General features: G+C 34.1%; 16 protein-coding genes and 3 pseudogenes. 13 read left to right on the forward strand and 6 right to left on the reverse strand.

The window, feature by feature from the left end; genetic code table 11:
* The first annotated feature begins 127 nt into the window (after window positions 1-127).
* The 6 genes and pseudogenes from Y7E_RS0114400 (at window position 128) to Y7E_RS0114420 (ending at window position 3,617) form a co-directional block, all read left to right on the forward strand.
* Window positions 128-913 (forward strand): class I SAM-dependent methyltransferase, encoded by a 786-nt coding sequence (locus tag Y7E_RS0114400; RefSeq protein WP_017151966.1) that lies wholly within the window; start codon window positions 128-130, stop codon window positions 911-913.
* 69 nt (window positions 914-982) lie between these two features.
* Entirely contained in the window at window positions 983-1,171 is a 189-nt protein-coding gene (locus tag Y7E_RS0114405) for a YvzF family protein (RefSeq protein WP_017151967.1), read from the forward strand.
* Window positions 1,172-1,248: 77 nt separating this feature from the next.
* A pseudogene (locus Y7E_RS35040) lies at window positions 1,249-1,399 on the forward strand (nucleoside hydrolase); the annotation flags it as partial.
* A 294-nt stretch (window positions 1,400-1,693) separates the two neighbouring features.
* A complete protein-coding gene (locus Y7E_RS0114410; protein WP_017151968.1) occupies window positions 1,694-1,942 on the forward strand; it encodes a GlsB/YeaQ/YmgE family stress response membrane protein in 249 nt (82 codons plus the stop codon).
* 95 nt (window positions 1,943-2,037) lie between these two features.
* Entirely contained in the window at window positions 2,038-2,433 is a 396-nt protein-coding gene (locus Y7E_RS0114415; RefSeq protein WP_017151969.1) for a hypothetical protein, read from the forward strand.
* A 503-nt stretch (window positions 2,434-2,936) separates the two neighbouring features.
* A complete protein-coding gene (locus tag Y7E_RS0114420) occupies window positions 2,937-3,617 on the forward strand; it encodes a YjgB family protein (RefSeq protein WP_017151970.1) in 681 nt (226 codons plus the stop codon).
* A gap of 24 nt (window positions 3,618-3,641) precedes the next feature.
* On the opposite strand, the gene Y7E_RS0114425 is transcribed toward Y7E_RS0114420, so the two are convergent.
* Window positions 3,642-4,847, reverse strand: coding sequence for an MDR family MFS transporter (locus Y7E_RS0114425; RefSeq protein WP_017151971.1), 1,206 nt, complete (start codon window positions 4,845-4,847; stop codon window positions 3,642-3,644).
* Between the two features lie 102 nt (window positions 4,848-4,949).
* Between Y7E_RS0114425 and Y7E_RS0114430 the strand changes: the two genes are divergently transcribed.
* From Y7E_RS0114430 to Y7E_RS0114450, 5 genes are all read left to right on the forward strand, one after another.
* Window positions 4,950-6,686 carry an SgrR family transcriptional regulator gene (locus tag Y7E_RS0114430; protein WP_017151972.1) on the forward strand — a complete coding sequence of 579 codons (1,737 nt, stop codon included), beginning with the start codon at window positions 4,950-4,952 and terminating at the stop codon, window positions 6,684-6,686.
* A gap of 160 nt (window positions 6,687-6,846) precedes the next feature.
* A complete protein-coding gene (locus Y7E_RS0114435) occupies window positions 6,847-7,470 on the forward strand; it encodes a YhbD family protein (RefSeq protein ID WP_017151973.1) in 624 nt (207 codons plus the stop codon).
* A gap of 13 nt (window positions 7,471-7,483) precedes the next feature.
* Window positions 7,484-8,194 (forward strand): polymer-forming cytoskeletal protein, encoded by a 711-nt coding sequence (locus Y7E_RS0114440; RefSeq protein ID WP_017151974.1) that lies wholly within the window; start codon window positions 7,484-7,486, stop codon window positions 8,192-8,194.
* Between the two features lie 24 nt (window positions 8,195-8,218).
* The gene (locus Y7E_RS0114445) at window positions 8,219-8,926 is read left to right on the forward strand and encodes a hypothetical protein (protein WP_017151975.1); all 708 of its coding nucleotides are present in this window, start codon (window positions 8,219-8,221) and stop codon (window positions 8,924-8,926) included.
* Between the two features lie 23 nt (window positions 8,927-8,949).
* On the forward strand, window positions 8,950-10,485 hold the full coding sequence (locus tag Y7E_RS0114450) for an MDR family MFS transporter (RefSeq protein WP_017151976.1): 1,536 nt from the start codon (window positions 8,950-8,952) through the stop codon (window positions 10,483-10,485).
* A gap of 58 nt (window positions 10,486-10,543) precedes the next feature.
* Here Y7E_RS0114450 and Y7E_RS0114455 read toward each other — a convergent pair whose 3' ends face one another.
* Entirely contained in the window at window positions 10,544-10,864 is a 321-nt protein-coding gene (locus Y7E_RS0114455) for a hypothetical protein (RefSeq protein WP_017151977.1), read from the reverse strand.
* 301 nt (window positions 10,865-11,165) lie between these two features.
* Here Y7E_RS0114455 and Y7E_RS0114460 point away from each other — a divergent pair, with 301 nt between their 5' ends.
* Window positions 11,166-11,564: a YxeA family protein gene (locus tag Y7E_RS0114460; RefSeq protein ID WP_017151978.1), complete on the forward strand. Its 399-nt coding sequence runs from the start codon at window positions 11,166-11,168 to the stop codon at window positions 11,562-11,564.
* A 103-nt stretch (window positions 11,565-11,667) separates the two neighbouring features.
* Here Y7E_RS0114460 and Y7E_RS0114465 read toward each other — a convergent pair whose 3' ends face one another.
* Window positions 11,668-12,099 (reverse strand): GNAT family N-acetyltransferase, encoded by a 432-nt coding sequence (locus Y7E_RS0114465; RefSeq protein ID WP_017151979.1) that lies wholly within the window; start codon window positions 12,097-12,099, stop codon window positions 11,668-11,670.
* Window positions 12,100-12,364: 265 nt separating this feature from the next.
* On the opposite strand from Y7E_RS0114465, the gene Y7E_RS0114470 reads away from it, so the two are divergent.
* The gene (locus tag Y7E_RS0114470; protein WP_017151980.1) at window positions 12,365-13,225 is read left to right on the forward strand and encodes a DegV family protein; all 861 of its coding nucleotides are present in this window, start codon (window positions 12,365-12,367) and stop codon (window positions 13,223-13,225) included.
* A gap of 216 nt (window positions 13,226-13,441) precedes the next feature.
* On the opposite strand, the pseudogene Y7E_RS29880 reads toward Y7E_RS0114470, so the two are convergent.
* The 3 genes and pseudogenes from Y7E_RS29880 to Y7E_RS35045 all read right to left on the reverse strand — a co-directional run.
* A pseudogene (locus Y7E_RS29880) lies at window positions 13,442-15,767 on the reverse strand (ABC transporter permease).
* A 2-nt stretch (window positions 15,768-15,769) separates the two neighbouring features.
* Entirely contained in the window at window positions 15,770-16,474 is a 705-nt protein-coding gene (locus Y7E_RS0114480; RefSeq protein ID WP_017151981.1) for an ABC transporter ATP-binding protein, read from the reverse strand.
* Window positions 16,475-16,597: 123 nt separating this feature from the next.
* A pseudogene (locus Y7E_RS35045) lies at window positions 16,598-17,388 on the reverse strand (IS66 family transposase); the annotation flags it as partial.
* Window positions 17,389-17,401 lie beyond the last annotated feature (13 nt).

Genomic DNA, 17,401 nt, shown 5'->3' on the forward strand with positions numbered 1-17,401 from the left:
GGGAATTTACTTTGTTCTTTATGTTTAGAAATATAAGGCCTCTTTTAGACTTTAATTAAAAGAGGATATTTATATATTCCCGCTGAAAAAGAATATATAAATATATATAGAAAGAAGATGATCCAGAATGAGTAATGAAGAGCTTGTAAAGACTCAATTTGGTAGTAACGCTGAAAAGTATGTCAAAAGTCAAATTCATGCAAAAGGACCAGATTTACAATATTTAGTTCAGCAAGTACAAAGTCATAAAAATACGCGTCTTCTTGATATTGCTACAGGTGGTGGACATGTAGCGAACACGTTAGCCCCGTTATATAAAAGTGTAGTCGCTCTTGATTTAACGGAAAAAATGTTAGAAAAAGCAAAAGAGTTCATTAGTTCCAATGGACATGATAATGTTTCATTTGTAGCTGGAAATGCAGAGGATTTACCGTTTTCTAATGCATCATTTGATACAGTAGTGTGCCGTATTGCAGCGCATCATTTCCAAAATCCGTCTCAGTTCATTTACGAAGTACATCGAACATTAGAAGAAAAGGGACTCTTCATTTTAATTGATAATGTTTCTCCCGAAAATCCAGAATATGATACATTTTATAATTTTATTGAGAAGAAACGTGATCCGAGCCACAGGCGAGCTTTGAAAAAAACAGAATGGATTTCATTATTAGAAAAACAAGGTTTACAAATGCAATCATGTTTCACATTTGAAAAACAATTCAATTTTGATTGGTGGTGTAACATGATGGACGTCCCATCGCAAACACGCTCCAAGTTAACTGATTGTATGATGAAAACTTCAAATGAAATGAAGGAGTTTTTCAAAATTTATTTTGAAAATAATAAAGTAGAATCGTTTTATACTGAGATGGCACTCTTTGTATGTCAGAAAAGTTCAACGCTAAAAAGATAATTATCTTGCAGTCTTTCCCGAGTACGTTATACTTAATACAGAGAAAACGAGGATTGAGGAGTAGTAATAATGATTCGTGTACGTATTGAGGGAACTGAAAAAGAGATTGTTGAATTTTTGGAGAGGATGCCTGAAATTCCTGGATTCGAACAGACACATGTCAGGGAGCCGAGAAAAGGAAACAATCCAAAATATAACGCAAGTAAGAACGTATTAGCATACCTGTCATATAAAAAGATGGAAGCTGCCAGTAAATAGGCGGCTTTTTTATTTTTTACTGTTTCACCGTCTTGTCTTTTTCGCATAATAATAATAGTAGAATATGATGAAGAGGAGTGAGGCGAGTTAATAAAAATAATCTTTTTTGGAGATTTCGGTATTAATGATGCAGTTACCTTAATGTATGCTGATAAAACATGCACACTCGATATTCTTGGGATTGTAGCAGATTTTAGAAAAATTGTTAAACCCACAAGATTTGATAATAGGCCTATACAAAGAATCGTTGTCGATTTTAGTTATCAACCATAAAAAAAAGAATTTATCAGAACAATGTTGAAGCATGATTGTTCTAAGGGGATAAGGCTATAATATTATCGAGGAATAATATGAATTGGAAAAATAATTTATTTTAAATGGGTACAAAACTGTATTAATTTAATTATATAAAAAGTAATACGTGGCATTTAACGCATAACTTATTGAAAAAGTAACATAACTAATGATAAGCAATGATTTCGGATTATTATTTTTGTTTTATAAAATGAAGGAGGTAGTGATATGGCATTTATATGGTCTTTAATTGTCGGAGGTATTTTAGGATGGTTGGCAAGTTTAATCGTTGGTAAAGATATACCTGGTGGTGTAATTGGAAATATTATTGCTGGGATTATCGGTTCTTGGCTTGGAACATCGTTATTGGGGACGTTTGGACCGGTTATTGGAGGGTACGCAATTATTCCAGCATTAATTGGTGCCATTGTTTTAATTTTTATTGTCAGCTTATTACTGCGTGCGATACGAAAGTGAAATTAGGTGGATCGCTGACAATTGTCAGCGATCCATTTTTGTATTATTTGTCCTAATCTGTTATGCTACTGTTATACAATCAGGAGGTGTCAGCATTGAAATCATTTACAGTAAACTTTCATCAAGAAGACAATGCAAAAGCAACAACAGTACATAAGTTAAGTGAAGAGGACTTCAATAAAGCAACAGAAAACGGTACTCGTCATCTATTTGATTTAGATACAAATGTCGGTTTCTTTGTATTCTTTGATGCAGAAGATGCAGAAGGAAATGAACAATACTTAATGTTGCAATATGAAGGTGATCACGAAGAACCAAGTGCTTGCTACGGATTTGATTTGAAATTATTCTATCAATTTTTAGCGCTGTACTTAAATGATCTTGAGTTCCAAGGTGAAACAGATGAAGAAGAGGAAGAATATGGTCCGATTCATCATTTAGCTCATTTACTTTATCATATCGTTGAAGATGGAAAAAGTATTGAAGTATAACTACATATTTGGGGCTGCCCTTTAATAGGGCAGCCTTTTTTATTTGAATACATTTCATACATTCGTGCCCTATTTTTATCCCGCTATTCGTGGGCAGTAAGACCCGCCACCTTAAGATTCAGAGAGAAACGAGGAAGATAGGTGGGGACAACTGCCCGTAAAAGCCCGATTCGTTCAACTAACCATCAGTGGGGGATGAAGCTCCCCCTACTGATGGAAGTTTCACTTTATCCCGTTACCTTAAATTTCAGCAAAAAAGAAGTTAGGCGGAAGATAAAAGGTCTGTAAAAGTCTGCTAGGTATGAGTTCATAATCAGTAAGTGATAATTACAAATCCTAATTGATTTAAGTTTCATTTTATGGAGGATTAAATTCGTTCAGGAGAGAAGTGGAATATATATTAGAGGATTTTTTTAGGATGTAAAATGATATTAATTCGGTTCGAAAAGCAGAGTAATGGATTGAATGCAAGGGTGAGTGCTATAACTTAGGAGGCTGCAAGTATGAAAACTCTTATGAAAATGGTAACGTGCTTTCTCGTATTAATATGTATGCTAGCTCTAACAGCTTGCAAGGGTTCTGATGAACAGAAACCAACTACGCAAACACCTGAGAAGACTTCCGAAGTGGAACCGGATTCTTCTCCTGATTCAGCTGAAAAGAAAAATGAAAACTCATCTTCAGATAAATCAACAACAACAGATTCCGAATCAAAGCCACAAAATCCATCAAACTCATCCATAGACTCCAAAACAAGTAGTCAAATTAAGAACTTATTAGAACAAGCTAAACAAGGAAAAGTGCCAAATGTTTCATTTGCTGCACATACAGGGGATATTGAAGAAGTTGAAAAGGCATGGGGGGAAGCTGATAAAACTGAGCCAGCAGGTAAAGGCATGTATGCTACTTATACGAGTCAAAATGCTGTCATTGGATTTAATAAAGGATCTCAAATTTTTGACGTTCGTTCCAACCATCCAGAACTTCGAACGCTTACTTTACAGGAAATCGAAAAAGTTTTAGGTAAACCAATGTCGACTAAGGTAAATGGGAATGACAAAATATATATTTATAAAGCGAATGATCAATTTGAATTAAAATTTGTTATCCCTAATTCTACTGGCAAAGTGGATCATATTTCTGTATTCTCCCCAGAGGACAGTATTAATAATATGGCAGGATAATAGATAAGAAAAAGAGCTGTTCTGTTATAAGGACAGCTCTTTTGATTTGTTCCGCTCTACTGAATAAACAAAGTAAGTTTGAACGATTCCACCGATTAGTAATAAGCAAGCACAAATATAGAATAAGGTGCTGCCGCTTACATGACTTAATATAACTGCTCCAAGAACAGGTCCGCACGTTCGAGAAATATCCCAATGTATTCCGTAAATAGAAAAATACAATCCACGCATGTGACTCGGTGCGATTCCTGAAACAAATCGGAGTAAATGATTTAAAGCAATGCTTTCACCAATTGTAAGGAAAAGCAATGTAAAGAAGAGCGACCATAATGTTGTGGAATAACCATAACCAATGGCCGCCAACGTATAACAAATATATGAAATCACGATTATTTTGGGCATTGAAAATCGTTCAGACCATTTCACAAGGCCAACTTTTAGGATGATTTCCATTACAGCTTTACAAGTCGAGATAAATGCAAGAACGAATAAGAAATTTGGAAAGATATCTTCTGCAAATACGCGATAATTTGTTTCCGTTTGGGCGTAGAAAAAGCTAATCGGAAGAGTAGATAACATAAGTCCAAATACAGCATAGTGCTTAAAGATAAATGTCTTCCGCGTTGTTACTTGTGTAGATTTTTTATTCGCTTGAATCATAGGAGCCGTTTCCGGAAGCTGTGTCCATACGAGAATGGCATACAAACTAAGAGTTACAGCTTGAATGAGAAATAAGTATTCAGGATGACTGCTATAAAAAAAGGCACTAATTAACGGACCGATCACAGCACCAATCGCGCCTACCGTTTGAAGAACTGCGAATATTTCAGCTTGCTGTTCTGACGCAGTTAAATCTGCAATTTGAGCACGCTGAGCAGGAATGTATAAGGAGCGGCCGATACCATTCATCACATATAACAAAGCAAAGAAGGGGACTGATGCAGCAAAAATAAACCCGCCAATTGCAATTGCCTGCACGAATAATCCCAGTAACATAATTTTCTTTCTGCCGTAGCGATCCGTTACGCCTCCAGCGATGATTGTGAACACAATATCAGAAAGTGGTTGTAATCCAAACAGAAGCATTGTAAGGATTACATTACCTTCTAATGCTTTATTGACATGTACAATAAAAATGATTGCTAACATAGCCTCAGTTGTTCTAGTTAATAACTCGCCTAATAATCGAATCCAGATTGGTTTACTATAACGTTTTATGAGATGATTCATTCTTTATTTCCTCCTTTCTATATAGAAATCTTAAGATAGAAGCAAGAAATGAAAAAGGGTAGAATGAAAGAATAGAATTTTTCACCTTTTAGGGGGATGGGTATGGTTATATTGGATCAGTATGTCCAGTTGTGGCTCCAATATGGAAAAGGGAGAACAGGGGAAGAAAAAATAGAAATATCACTACAAAACATATCGGAAACGTTATTTTGTACCGATCGCAATAGTAAATTTATTATAAAAAAATTAGAAGAGCTAGGTTGGATTTGTTGGTTTCCAGGACGCGGAAGAGGGAATCGATCAAAGTTATCGTTTCAAAAAGATCCTATTTCTTTAATTTTAGAAAAGGGGAAAGAGATAACGAAACAGGGGGATGTAAAAGGCGGGAAAGAGTTTGTTGAGCAATACATTTTGTATTTTCCATCATTGCAAAAGCAATTTCAAAATTGGATAAACTCAATATTTGGTTATCAAATTGAAATAACTACCCAAGGTAGACAAGATGTACTTCGTTTACAAGTTGAAATGAGTCCGAAGATTTTTATGGATCCCGTTTATGCTACGTTGCGTTCAGAATGTCATATGATAAAACATGTATACGACACTCTTGTATATGTTAACGGAAGTACAAATGTAATAGAACCGAGACTTGCATTTCATTGGGAATATAATGACGACCAAAAAGTGTGGACTTTTTATTTACGTAAAGGTGTGCAATTTCATAATGGTAAACGTTTCACAGCTCACGATGTTGCCTACACATTCGATAGATTTATGAATATAGAGGATAATCCGTATGTATGGATGTTGCAACATGTTGAAAGAATCCATATTGTAAATGAACATGTTGTGGAGATTTACTTACATACCGAAAACAAATTATTATTACATATTTTAGGCTCAGAACAATGTTCTATTATAACGAAAGATGAGGAAGCCAATTTAAGCGGAACAGGACCATTTAAACTACGTGAAAATAATGATTCGATCTTTGTCTTAGAAGCGCATAATTCGTATTTTCGTGAACGGCCCTTTCTGGATCGAATTGAGCTTTGGAATGTACCGAAAAGTATGGATGAATATGATGTATTGATGAAGGCTGAGCATAAAGGTATAGAGAGCCCTCATAAAGAACTTTCTAAAATGGAATCAAACGTAACATATATTACGTTAAATACTAAAAAACAAGGACCGTTACAAGATATTACATTTAGGCAAGCGTTATATAAAATAATCCATAGTAATAAAATGATAGATGAGTTAGAGGGAGAACGCGGTGAGGCAGCAGATGAATTATTACTAGGAAATCGTGCAGCTTGGAGAATAAATGAGGATATCAATACCCTTCTACAAAAGAGCAAATATAATAGGGAGATATTATATTTGTATACGTTTAAAGAACAAGATCATGTGGAAGATTCTAAGTGGATTCAAAGAGAATGTGCAAAGTATGGGATTACGATCGAAATACATTTCCTCGGTGCACAGGAATTATTACGCTTGGAAACAATTGAACAAGCAGATATCATTCATGATAGTGCTACAATCAGTGAGCAAATAGAACTAAGTTTTTTACAAATGTTTCTTTCGAAAAATAGTTTTATAAATCAACATAGCTCTCTTGATTTTAATGAACAATTACATTCATATTTTATCGAACCTAATGTAGAAAAGCGAATTACACTGTTACGCAACGTAGAGGGCACATTGTTACGTCATCTTCATATTATTCCTTTATATCGTAACAAACAGCACATAAGTACACATGAAAAAGTACAAAATATAAGGATTAATTCTCAGGGATGGATTGATTTTTATCATATATGGTTTAAACCTTGATATAAAAGGGCTCTTTCGGTATTTAATGGAGTACGAAAGGGCCTTTTTGTATGGAATAAAAAAGTTTGACTTTGAACATTGTTACGCATATTTTTATAAACACCCATTTACATCGTAACAGTGTTATGTTACATTGTTATTAGGAAGGAGTGTTGTACAGTTGAGTACAGATTTAATTTCAAAAAAAGATTTATTGGAACTGACTGGTATTTCATACGGGCAACTATATAGGTGGAAACGAAAGAATTTAATACCAGAAGATTGGTTTGTCAGGAAATCGACTTTTACAGGGCAAGAAACATTTTTTCCGAAAGAAAAAATATTAGAGCGTATTGATAAAATTCAAACGATGAAAGAGGAGTTGTCTCTAGATGAGTTAGCGAATATGTTTTCGCCAAGTGTAACAGAGATTTCTTTAACGAAAGAAGATATAATCCGAAAAGGCATTGCCTCAGAACCGGTTGTGCAATTTTTTATAGATCAAACGAATAAACCGGCGGAATTTCAATTTGTTGAAATTCTCTATGTATACATTTTAGAAGAATTACTTCAATCTGGAGAGATTAGTTTAGAAGAAGGCAAGATGGTCTTGCAGGTGCTGCGCGAGCACTATGAAATCATGAAACAAAAGAATAGCGAATTAGTTGTGGTTCGAAAGCTTGGTGTTTCTACATGTTTCTTAGTTTCAAATGTAGATGATTTACTTTTTGAAAAAGGAACAAAGATAGTCGTACGTTTAGCAATCATGCAATATACAGAAGCGTTAAAATCAAAACTATTGTAGTGGGGGAAAAATGATGCGATCAGAAAAATTAATTATAAATGGTTATGGTTCTTCTAATGGTGGGGAGTTTCATAAAGTACAGTTAAATGGAAAAGGGACTGTTAATGGAAATATAGATTGCGATGATTTTGAATGCAACGGGTCAGGTAATGTGAATGGTGATTTAAAAAGTGAACGTACAAGAATTAGCGGTTCTGGCAAAGTTGATGGGAAAGTAGATACTGAAAACATGCGAATTGATGGAAAAGCAACGATTACAAAAGATGTAAAGGCTAACAATTTAAAAATTGCTGGTAAAGGAACAATTGGTGGTACTTTGAAAGGTGAAGAGCTTAAAATCTGTGGGCAAGCGACTATTGACGGTAATTGCGAAGTAGATATCTTTTCGTCAGAAGGACAGTTCACAATCGGAGGCTTGCTAAGTGCAGATGAAATTGACATCGATATTCACGGTACATGTAGAGCAAAAGAAATAGGGGGGCAAACAATTAAAGTAAGACACAGATCAACAGCGTTTAGTAGGCTTTTTAAAACGGTGTTTGGATCACATTTAGAAGCTGAATTATTAGAAGGTGACAACATTGATATTGATCACGTGCAGATTAATACAGTAAGAGGTAACAATGTTACGGTAGGCCCAAATTGTGAGATTGGACTTATTGAATATACAGGAGTTCTTAATGTTGATAAAAACGCGAAAGTAAAAGAAGTTCAACAAGTTTAATTTTTTATGAAGAGAGGAATGGCAATGGAAAAGCGAAATAGTCTCACTTTGAATGGTTCTGGTAGTTCATCTGGCGGAGCTTATAATAAGGTGAAAATTCGAGGCGAAGGAACAATTTCAAATGATGTGAGTTGTAATGAATTTAAAGCTTATGGAACAAGTGATGTTCGTGGGGATATGACGACAAATTCTTATATTGTATATGGAGATAGTGAAGTGCAAGGTAGTTTGCATGCTGAGTATGTGAAAGTATACGGTAATACACAAGTTCAGAGTGATTGTCATATAAACAAAACAAAAATTAGAGGAATGTTTGAGATTAATGGAAAGCTTACTGGGAATTTTGTAGATATTAAAGGGGGTCTTACCGTACAACAAGATATTGAAGTAGAAGAACTTTTATTAACTGGTGGCCTTGAAAGTGAAGGGCTTTTAAATGCTGAAAATATTCACATTTCATTGCGGTATGAAGGAAGTAAAGTAAAAGAAATTGGAGGAAAAAAGATTACCGTACGAAAAAAAGCTAGATTTATTCCTTTTACAAGCCATACTGGTAATCTTCAAGCATCAATTATTGAAGGCGATGACATTTATTTAGAACACACAGTAGCTGAAATAGTAAGAGGAAACAATGTTACAATTGGTCCTGGTTGTGAAATCAGTGTTGTAGAATATCATACGAGTTTTAATCAAAAAGGAAAATCAGTTGTAAAAGAACATAAACATATATAGATGTAAGAGGGAGAGCAAGTAATATGGTTGCGAAGAATAGTAAACTCGGCTTTGTTGTTGCGGGTTTATTGCTAGGGATTTTAATGGCATCAATGGATAATACCATTGTTGTGACAGCGATGGGAACAATTGTTGGTGATTTAGGTGGATTAGAAAACTTTGTTTGGGTTGTATCAGCTTATATGGTGGCAGAAATGGCGGGTATGCCGATCTTTGGGAAACTATCCGATATGTATGGTAGAAAACGATTCTTTATTTTTGGTTTAATTGTTTTTATGATTGGTTCGGCACTCTGTGGTACAGCAGAAAATATTACACAGTTAGGTATTTATCGAGCGATCCAAGGTATTGGCGGCGGAGCACTCGTTCCAATTGCATTTACGATTGTGTTTGATATTTTCCCGCCCGAAAAGCGTGGGAAAATGGGTGGATTGTTTGGTGCAGTGTTTGGTTTATCTAGTATTTTCGGTCCGTTACTTGGTGCATATATTACAGACTACATTAGCTGGCACTGGGTGTTTTATATTAACTTACCGTTAGGGATTCTATCACTTATTTTTATTGTATTCTTCTATAAAGAATCACGCGTTCACCAAAAACAAAAGATTGATTGGTTTGGTGCAATTACATTAGTTGGTGCAGTCGTTTGCTTAATGTTTGCACTAGAACTTGGTGGACAGAAGTATGATTGGGATTCTACTTTTATTTTAAGTTTATTCGCGGCATTTGCTATATTAATTATTATGTTTATTTTTATAGAAAGAAAAGCGACAGAACCTATCATATCGTTTGAAATGTTTAAACAGCGTTTATTTGGGATGAGTACAATTATCGCTTTATTTTACGGGGCTGCTTTTATGTCAGCAACTGTCTATATTCCTTTATTTATTCAAGGAGTATATGGCGGGTCTGCAACGAATTCCGGTCTATTACTACTACCAATGATGTTAGGATCAGTCGTTACAGCACAGTTAGGTGGATTTTTAACATCAAAGCTAAGTTACCGTAATATCATGATTATTTCAGCGGTTATTATGCTAGGTGGATTGTTCTTATTAAGTACGTTAACACCAGAAACAAGTCGTGTGTGGTTAACAATTTATATGATTATTTTGGGTTTTGGTGTAGGTTTTTCATTCTCAGTATTAAGTATGGCTGTAATTCATAATTTCGGTATGAACCAAAGAGGATCAGCAACTTCAACGAGTAACTTTGTTCGTTCGTTAGGGATGACTCTTGGAATTACAATCTTTGGTATGATTCAAAGAACAGGTTTTCAAGATCAACTAGAAGAAGCGTTTAAAGGAATGGGGAGCGGAATCAATAGTAATGTGCTAGGGGATTCAAGAGCAATCCTTTCAGAAGGCGCAAGATCTCAAATTCCTCCGCAAATATTAGATGAAATTATTGAAGCACTTTCTAGTTCTATCGTTCATACGTTTATGTGGGCATTAGTTCCAGCAGGTTTAGCATTCGTATTTATCTTCTTTATGGGGAATGAGCGAATGGTATATAAGAAAGAGCACGAAAATATAAAAGCAGAGACATCAAAAGCATAGAACATGAAAAAACTCCTTTCTAGATTAGAAAGGAGTTTTTCGTATGTAATGTAACCAATTAGCCTTCAATTACTTCGTATTCTTCGTCTGCTAATAATAAAATTTGTGTTTTTTTGCCTTTGTTTTGTACTTCAATTACATCGTATGTACCTAGGTCTCTTAATTTATTTTGAGAAACGTTTACCATTACTTCAATAGAATCGATTAAAATATCTTCTTCCATATATGATTCAGGCAATGCCATATCCTCTGTATCTAATACACACTCGTAAAGATTTTGTAAGTCAGCAGTAGTCGGATTTTGCTCCTCCACATCAATGATGTTTTTTACTGCTTCCATATTTTCTTCTTTTGCTTGATATACTTTAATTTTAGCCATTGTTTCATTCTCCTTTATAACGTAATCGTAGAGGCTACAGTTTATTATAACGTTTTTTAGTGGAAACATGAAATTGTTTCCTTATTATAATTCTCAATTTATGAATAATAATATTCTCATTCGAAAATTTAGGTAGAAAGGTTGTAATTTAGTGAAGGGAAAGGGGATTCTCGCTCATTCAAAATCAGTTCGAATGTATTACAAAAGTGTAAGGTTTTTGTAAGGAAAATAGATAAATAGATCAAAAGCTTTCTGATAGTATACGAGGTGTCACATACTATCAAAACAAGAGGTTGAAAACATGAAGAAACTGTTAATAACTTTGATTGCTTTTCTCGTATTATTAGGTCTTTTAATGAATGCCTTTTTAGATTCTGATTGGGATTTAGCTGAAATGAAGCAAAAATGGGGTAAAGAAAAAATGTATGTTCATATTACGGAGAATGGAAAAGAATATCAGGTAGATAAAGATGATCCTACCTGGAAGCGTTACGAGTATAACGTAATGGCATATGATAAAGATGGAAATAAAACGAGTATTAAGTTCGATGCTAATAAAAATTTAAAGCTAAATTCTTTTTTACGTGTGTATGTATTTGATGAACCAAATAGCGAGGGATATAAAGGGATTTCCACATATGAAGAAGTTCAACGAAATGAAATTCCCAAAAAAGCACTGATACAGATGGATAAAAAATAATATATAGGATTGTTTATAGATGAAAAAGACAGCATGTATAATTTTACATACTGTCTTTTTGTTTTGAAGAAGAAAATGAAATAAAGTCGAGATTTAAAAATGCTTATAATTTAAACAACAAAACATTTTTATCATATTCCTGTAAGCACCATGTATATTTAGTCAGGATGGTAGGCGGAACAGTCTCTTGATTAACGTTAACTTCTTTATAACCATATTTTTTATAAAAAGTGGCAAGTTCTTCAAAAGGGATACAATAAACATGAGATGCATCCGACTGTTTTGCTTCTTGTACTAAAAAAGAGACAAGATCTCCAGCTAATTTATTGCCTCTATATTTAGGTAGGATATAAATACCACCCATTTCGATAGTATTCTCATCAATCTGAACTAAACGTCCAAGTCCCGCATATTCTCCGTTGTATGTCACAATTGCCACTTTATCTTTTTTTAAATCACTTGGCACAAATCCAACTGTTTTATATTGACTGTTAATCCATTCTAAATCCTCTAATGAAGCAAATTTTATTTTCATAAAAATACACTCCTTGAAAAATTCTGATATTTCTATTGTATAAGAAACAAAATGATTTGTAATGAAATAATGGTACTTGATTCAATTAGATATAACTCGTTTAAGAAATTGATTTGATAAGGAAGTTAATTTCTCAACATTCCGTGCATAGAATATAGAATAGTCTAATAATACTTTTTCTTTCTTCACAAGTGTTTTACGTATATAATTTAAAGGTAATTATTCTTTTTTTCGTATACTTATAATAGAATAGAGGTTTAAAAAAATGAGTGTCAAAATCATTACGGATAGTGCGGCGGATTTACCAAAAGAATTGCTGCAAGCTTACGATATAGATTTAATTCCACTCCGTGTATATGATGAAACGGAAACAGAGTACTTAGACGGAGTAACATTAGAATCAACTCAATTGTTGCAAAAGATGAGAGAAGGCGAAGTGTATAAAACATCACTGCCATCATTAGAAACATTCCAAGAAAAGTTTGTTACATATGCAAAGCTAGGTACACCATGTATATATTTAGCTTTTTCATCGGAACTTTCTGGTACATATCAATCTTCAGTAGTGATTAAAGAAGAAGTAAAAGAATCACATGCGGATTTAGATTTAGAAATTATCGATACAAAATGTGCTTCACTCGGTCAAGGACTTGTAGTAATAGAAGCTGCCAAAATGGCTAAAGAGGGTGCATCAAAAGAAGAAATCTTAAACCGAATTGCTTTTCTAACAAAACATATGGAGCATATCTTTACCGTAGCTGACCTGCAGTATCTCGTTAGAGGTGGGCGTTTAAGTAAGGTAGCTGGATTTATTGGTGGCCTATTAAACATTAAGCCAATTTTAAACGTTGAAGAAGGAAAGCTTGTACCGCTTGAAAAAGTAAGAGGTAGAAAGAAAGTTTTAAACCGAATAGTTGATATTATGAAAGAGCGAGGAAAGAGCCTGAAAGGTCAAACAATTGGTATCACACATGGTGATGATTTAGAAACTGCCAATGCATTAAAAGCATTAATTACTGAAAAATTTGGCTGTGAAGTATTTATTGTAAATACAATTGGTGCAGCAATTGGTGCGCATACAGGACCAGGCGTTTTAACACTGTTCTTCTTAAATGAAGTAGAGTAAAGGATTGATCTTTTGATCAATCCTTTTTTATACAGTTAAGAATACAGATAATTTAAATAGTGTAACATGTTGTCATACTATCAATTGGTTGAACTACTCGATACTCAACTGTAGCGGCGTTACCAAGTAACTCCCAATTGATAATCATGATCGCGGTACAGGTTGCTTTCGCATCAGGGTGAAACAGTCCATTTTTGTCTCATCTATTTAAAAGTTTTATTCTATACTTTTTAATGATTCAATCATATTTATTTTAGTAACTTTTCTCCTAAGTAGTAAATTAGATAAAACGGTAAGTAAGAACGCAAGAATAATAGAAACTAACATAATAAAAAAATTTAATTTATCTGGGATTTGTTGATGGGTACTAGATAGAGCCTTTACAACAATTGTATAAACATAGTTACTTATCGGTAAAGCTACAATTACTGCGAATGTGGTTAGTATGATGTTTTCAAAAAATATTAGTCTGTTTATTTTATTTTTTGATAGCCTAATACCTTAAGTGTTGCAAGCTCACGATTCCTTTCATAAATATTTATGGAAGATATCGTATATATGGCCCCAAAGGAGAGGATGACGGCACATGTAATAAACATGATAAATACAAAGCTATTTTGTTTCAAAATATATTGAGCGGATTTCTTTAGATCATTCTTATCTGCAATTGTATCTACATATTGATCTTGTTCGAAGAAGTTACGAACGCTTGTAAGATCTGTAGAGCTATTTGTTTCAACTAAAAGTGAGGTTGGAGTGTAGTCTATGTCAAAACTCTTTAAATAAGTTGGTGTGCTATAAAACGAGGGATTCGAATATTGTGTAGATATATTTAAAACCTTCATATCTACAGATTTATTTTTAAGCTCTGGTGCTGTGAACTTTATTTTGATTATATCTCCTTCTGAAATATGATATTTGTCAGCGTAAGATTTTGGTACTAGCACACCATTATTTTCTAAAGATACCTTATTGTTATTTTCGTCCAAGAAATGAATGAGATTGTTTTCTTTTTCAGTAATAACTAAAGTGGCAGTTTCTTTTTCATTATCTTTTATGAATTCAACAGGAAATGTAGATAAAAAATAACTATTTTTAATACCGGAGGGTAGTTTTACTCTATCAGAAGATGTTCCCATCTTATAGTTTATTCTTAGATCACATAGGTATACACATCTTCAATTTGGTTAGCTACTTTAAGCAAGGCTGTTTGAGTGCCCAAAGCAGTTATTAATAAAACAGTGCTTACAACAACACCAATTGAGCTCGCCAAAGTTTTTGGTTTATTTAAAAATATATTTCTCAAAATGAGTTTATAACTGTAGGAAATATGACTCCATAGACCCGGAACTCTTTCTATAAATAGCTTTTTCATCTTCTGTGGTGGTTTTGGACGCATAGCCTGAGCCGCACGTTCTTTTAATATGGTTCTACCACTTAAGTAACATGACAGGAGTCCGAAAGCACTAGAGAAAATAATGGGAGGAATGATTGAATAAAATGAAAGTGAGAATGTAATGTCAGGCAGAGAGTAGGCCCTTGCACTCGACGCAGTTACTAATGGAATAAATACAATAGCAGCAATGGCAAAACCTATGATTGAGCCAATGATACTTGCCAGAACAGGGTATCCCATGTAGTGAAGCATGATGTTTCTGTTTTTTACACCCAAAGCCTTCATAATACCTACTTGATTTCTTTGAGAATCCATAATCCTCGACATGGCCAGAAATAGGATAATCGCTTCAATCAAAAAGAGAACGAAAGGTATAACCTTACTCATCAAGTTATTATTATATATCGTTTGATTTATTTTAGAATAATTGAAAGTCCGTTCTTTACTTACTTGATCCAAATAAGTAAGTTGTTTGGATTGTACTTCAATTGATTTACCTAATTTGTCAATATCGTAACCTTCTTTAGCATCGATGATGATTTCATTATAGTAAAAGCCGTCTAAGATTTCAGGGACTGTCTCTTCGATAATATAAGCTACTCCGGAGGTTTTATGGTCTTGTATTTCGTTCTTTTTTGCATGCTCAACATTCTCACCCAAGCCACTAATTGTAAACTTGAAATTTCTTTCATTCGCACTTAGACTGATTTGATCACCGACACGATAATGATGTTCTTTCGCATAACGAGAATCTAATAAGATTGCATTCTTTTTTGACGGGATACTACCTTCAATCATAGTAGGGGTATTTATTTCATTTTTTACAGGGATGGAATGAATCTTTAATGAAGCTTTGTAATTTTCAAAGGTTTGCGTGGCATCAAAGGTATAACGTCCTTCTATTATATTTATACCTTCAATTTCACTTAAACCAGCCACATCATATTTGGAAATTTGACTGTAATACACATTTAAGTCACTTAAATTATGTTCTTTAAAGTACCCCTTAGTATAAGCGCTAAGATTATCGCTATAAGTTACCAGGCCCACATAAAAAAAAGACCCTACGGTGATAACCAAAACTAAAGCTATAAATTGTCCTATAGATTGTTTCATATCCCTTAATAATTTTAAAAATAATTTCATGATTACCACTCAATCCCTTCGATACTTTGTTTTTCATCATTAATCGTAATACTTTCTATCATTCCGCTTTTTACCTTAATAATTTTATCAGCCATAGGAGCAATTGCAGAATTATGTGTGACTAAAATGACACATTTCTTCGTTTCCCTGTTCAAATCTTGAAGAAGCTTTAATACGGACTTACCTGTAACATAATCCAAAGCTCCGGTTGGTTCATCACAGAGTAAAAGGAAAGGGTTTTTTGCAACAGCTCTAGCTATAGCAACTCTTTGTTGTTCTCCTCCAGAGAGTTGAGAAGGAAAGTTTTTGAAACGATTCTCTAATCCGACTTTGCTTAAAATCTCTTTCGCATCCAGATGGTTTTTACATACTTCAGTGGCAAATTCAACATTTTCTAGAGCATTTAAATTCGGAATTAAGTTATAGAATTGAAATACAAAGCCGACTTTCTCACCACGATATTCTGTTAACTTTTTTTCGGTGAAGCTCGTTATTTCTTGATCACCAACTAACACTTGACCTGAGGTAGCCGTATCCATACCACCCAGTATATTCAAAATCGTACTTTTACCGGCACCGCTTGCACCCAAAATAACGACGAATTCTCCCTCAAATATGGAAAAATTAATACCATCAAGGGCCTTAATTGGAACTTCCCCTATTTTGTATTCTTTCGTTACTTTTTTAAATTCGATTAACTTTTTCACGTTTTACATCTCCTTGCACCGTATTTTTGTAAACGTCAAGTAACTCCGAAATTAACAACTTTTTTCGTATATCTTAGAGTTACTATTTGTTTGCTTCATTTTTTTCGGTAATCTGCATCTAGATGGTAAAGTCTTTAAGGCTTCATCAAACTTACGTCTGGCATGTGTACAACATCCCACAAGGGTGATATCCGGTACTTGATGATTACCACTATATCCATTTCGTTGTAAATACACTTGAAAACCAGTTAAAAAACGTTTCGGATGTTTGTGTGCTGATAGTCCTAGAGAACAATGGGGGTATCTTCTCGCCCTGTATGGTATAACCAAAGATAGGATTTGGTTATTGCGGCCTAACCAGGTTCACGTGAGTAGATGTTCATATATCTTTTCATACAAAACCACTAACTATTAGCCCTATATAATAACCAATTTCCCATTGTTTGTCGTGATAAGAAGATCTCCATTCGTTCCAAGTGCTTTTCCAGACGATAAGGAGGCAATACTTCTACATATTTTTGGGTCATAATATACGTCTAAATCAACGGAGAAGCGATACTTTTAGGAAAGGCAGGAGCTGGCATATTTGTCGTTACAAACGGAAGGTTTTGGACAGACTCATCCCTATGGCCGCGTTTCTTTTTGCGATGATGGGTGATAGTTTCAACAGCTGGTTCGGTTATTTCGGAATCACTTACTTTTTCAGCCTCATTAAACAGTTCTAAAGCGAGTTGATTTTTAGGTGTTTTTTCACTAGACGTACTAAGCCATTTTTGTTGGCTAAGTCGAAATTATTCTTCATACCATCTCACTTTTACCGCGAGTTCTTATACTTGAGCTTAAAGCGATTCAATTGTAGGTTGATTTGAAGGTGAAGGTGAAGGTGAAGGTGTTGTTTTCATAGATAAATAAATTTGACAAAATAAT

It is taken from the genome of Bacillus bingmayongensis, from assembly GCF_000299035.1.
GTDB classification, from domain to species: domain Bacteria; phylum Bacillota; class Bacilli; order Bacillales; family Bacillaceae_G; genus Bacillus_A; species Bacillus_A bingmayongensis.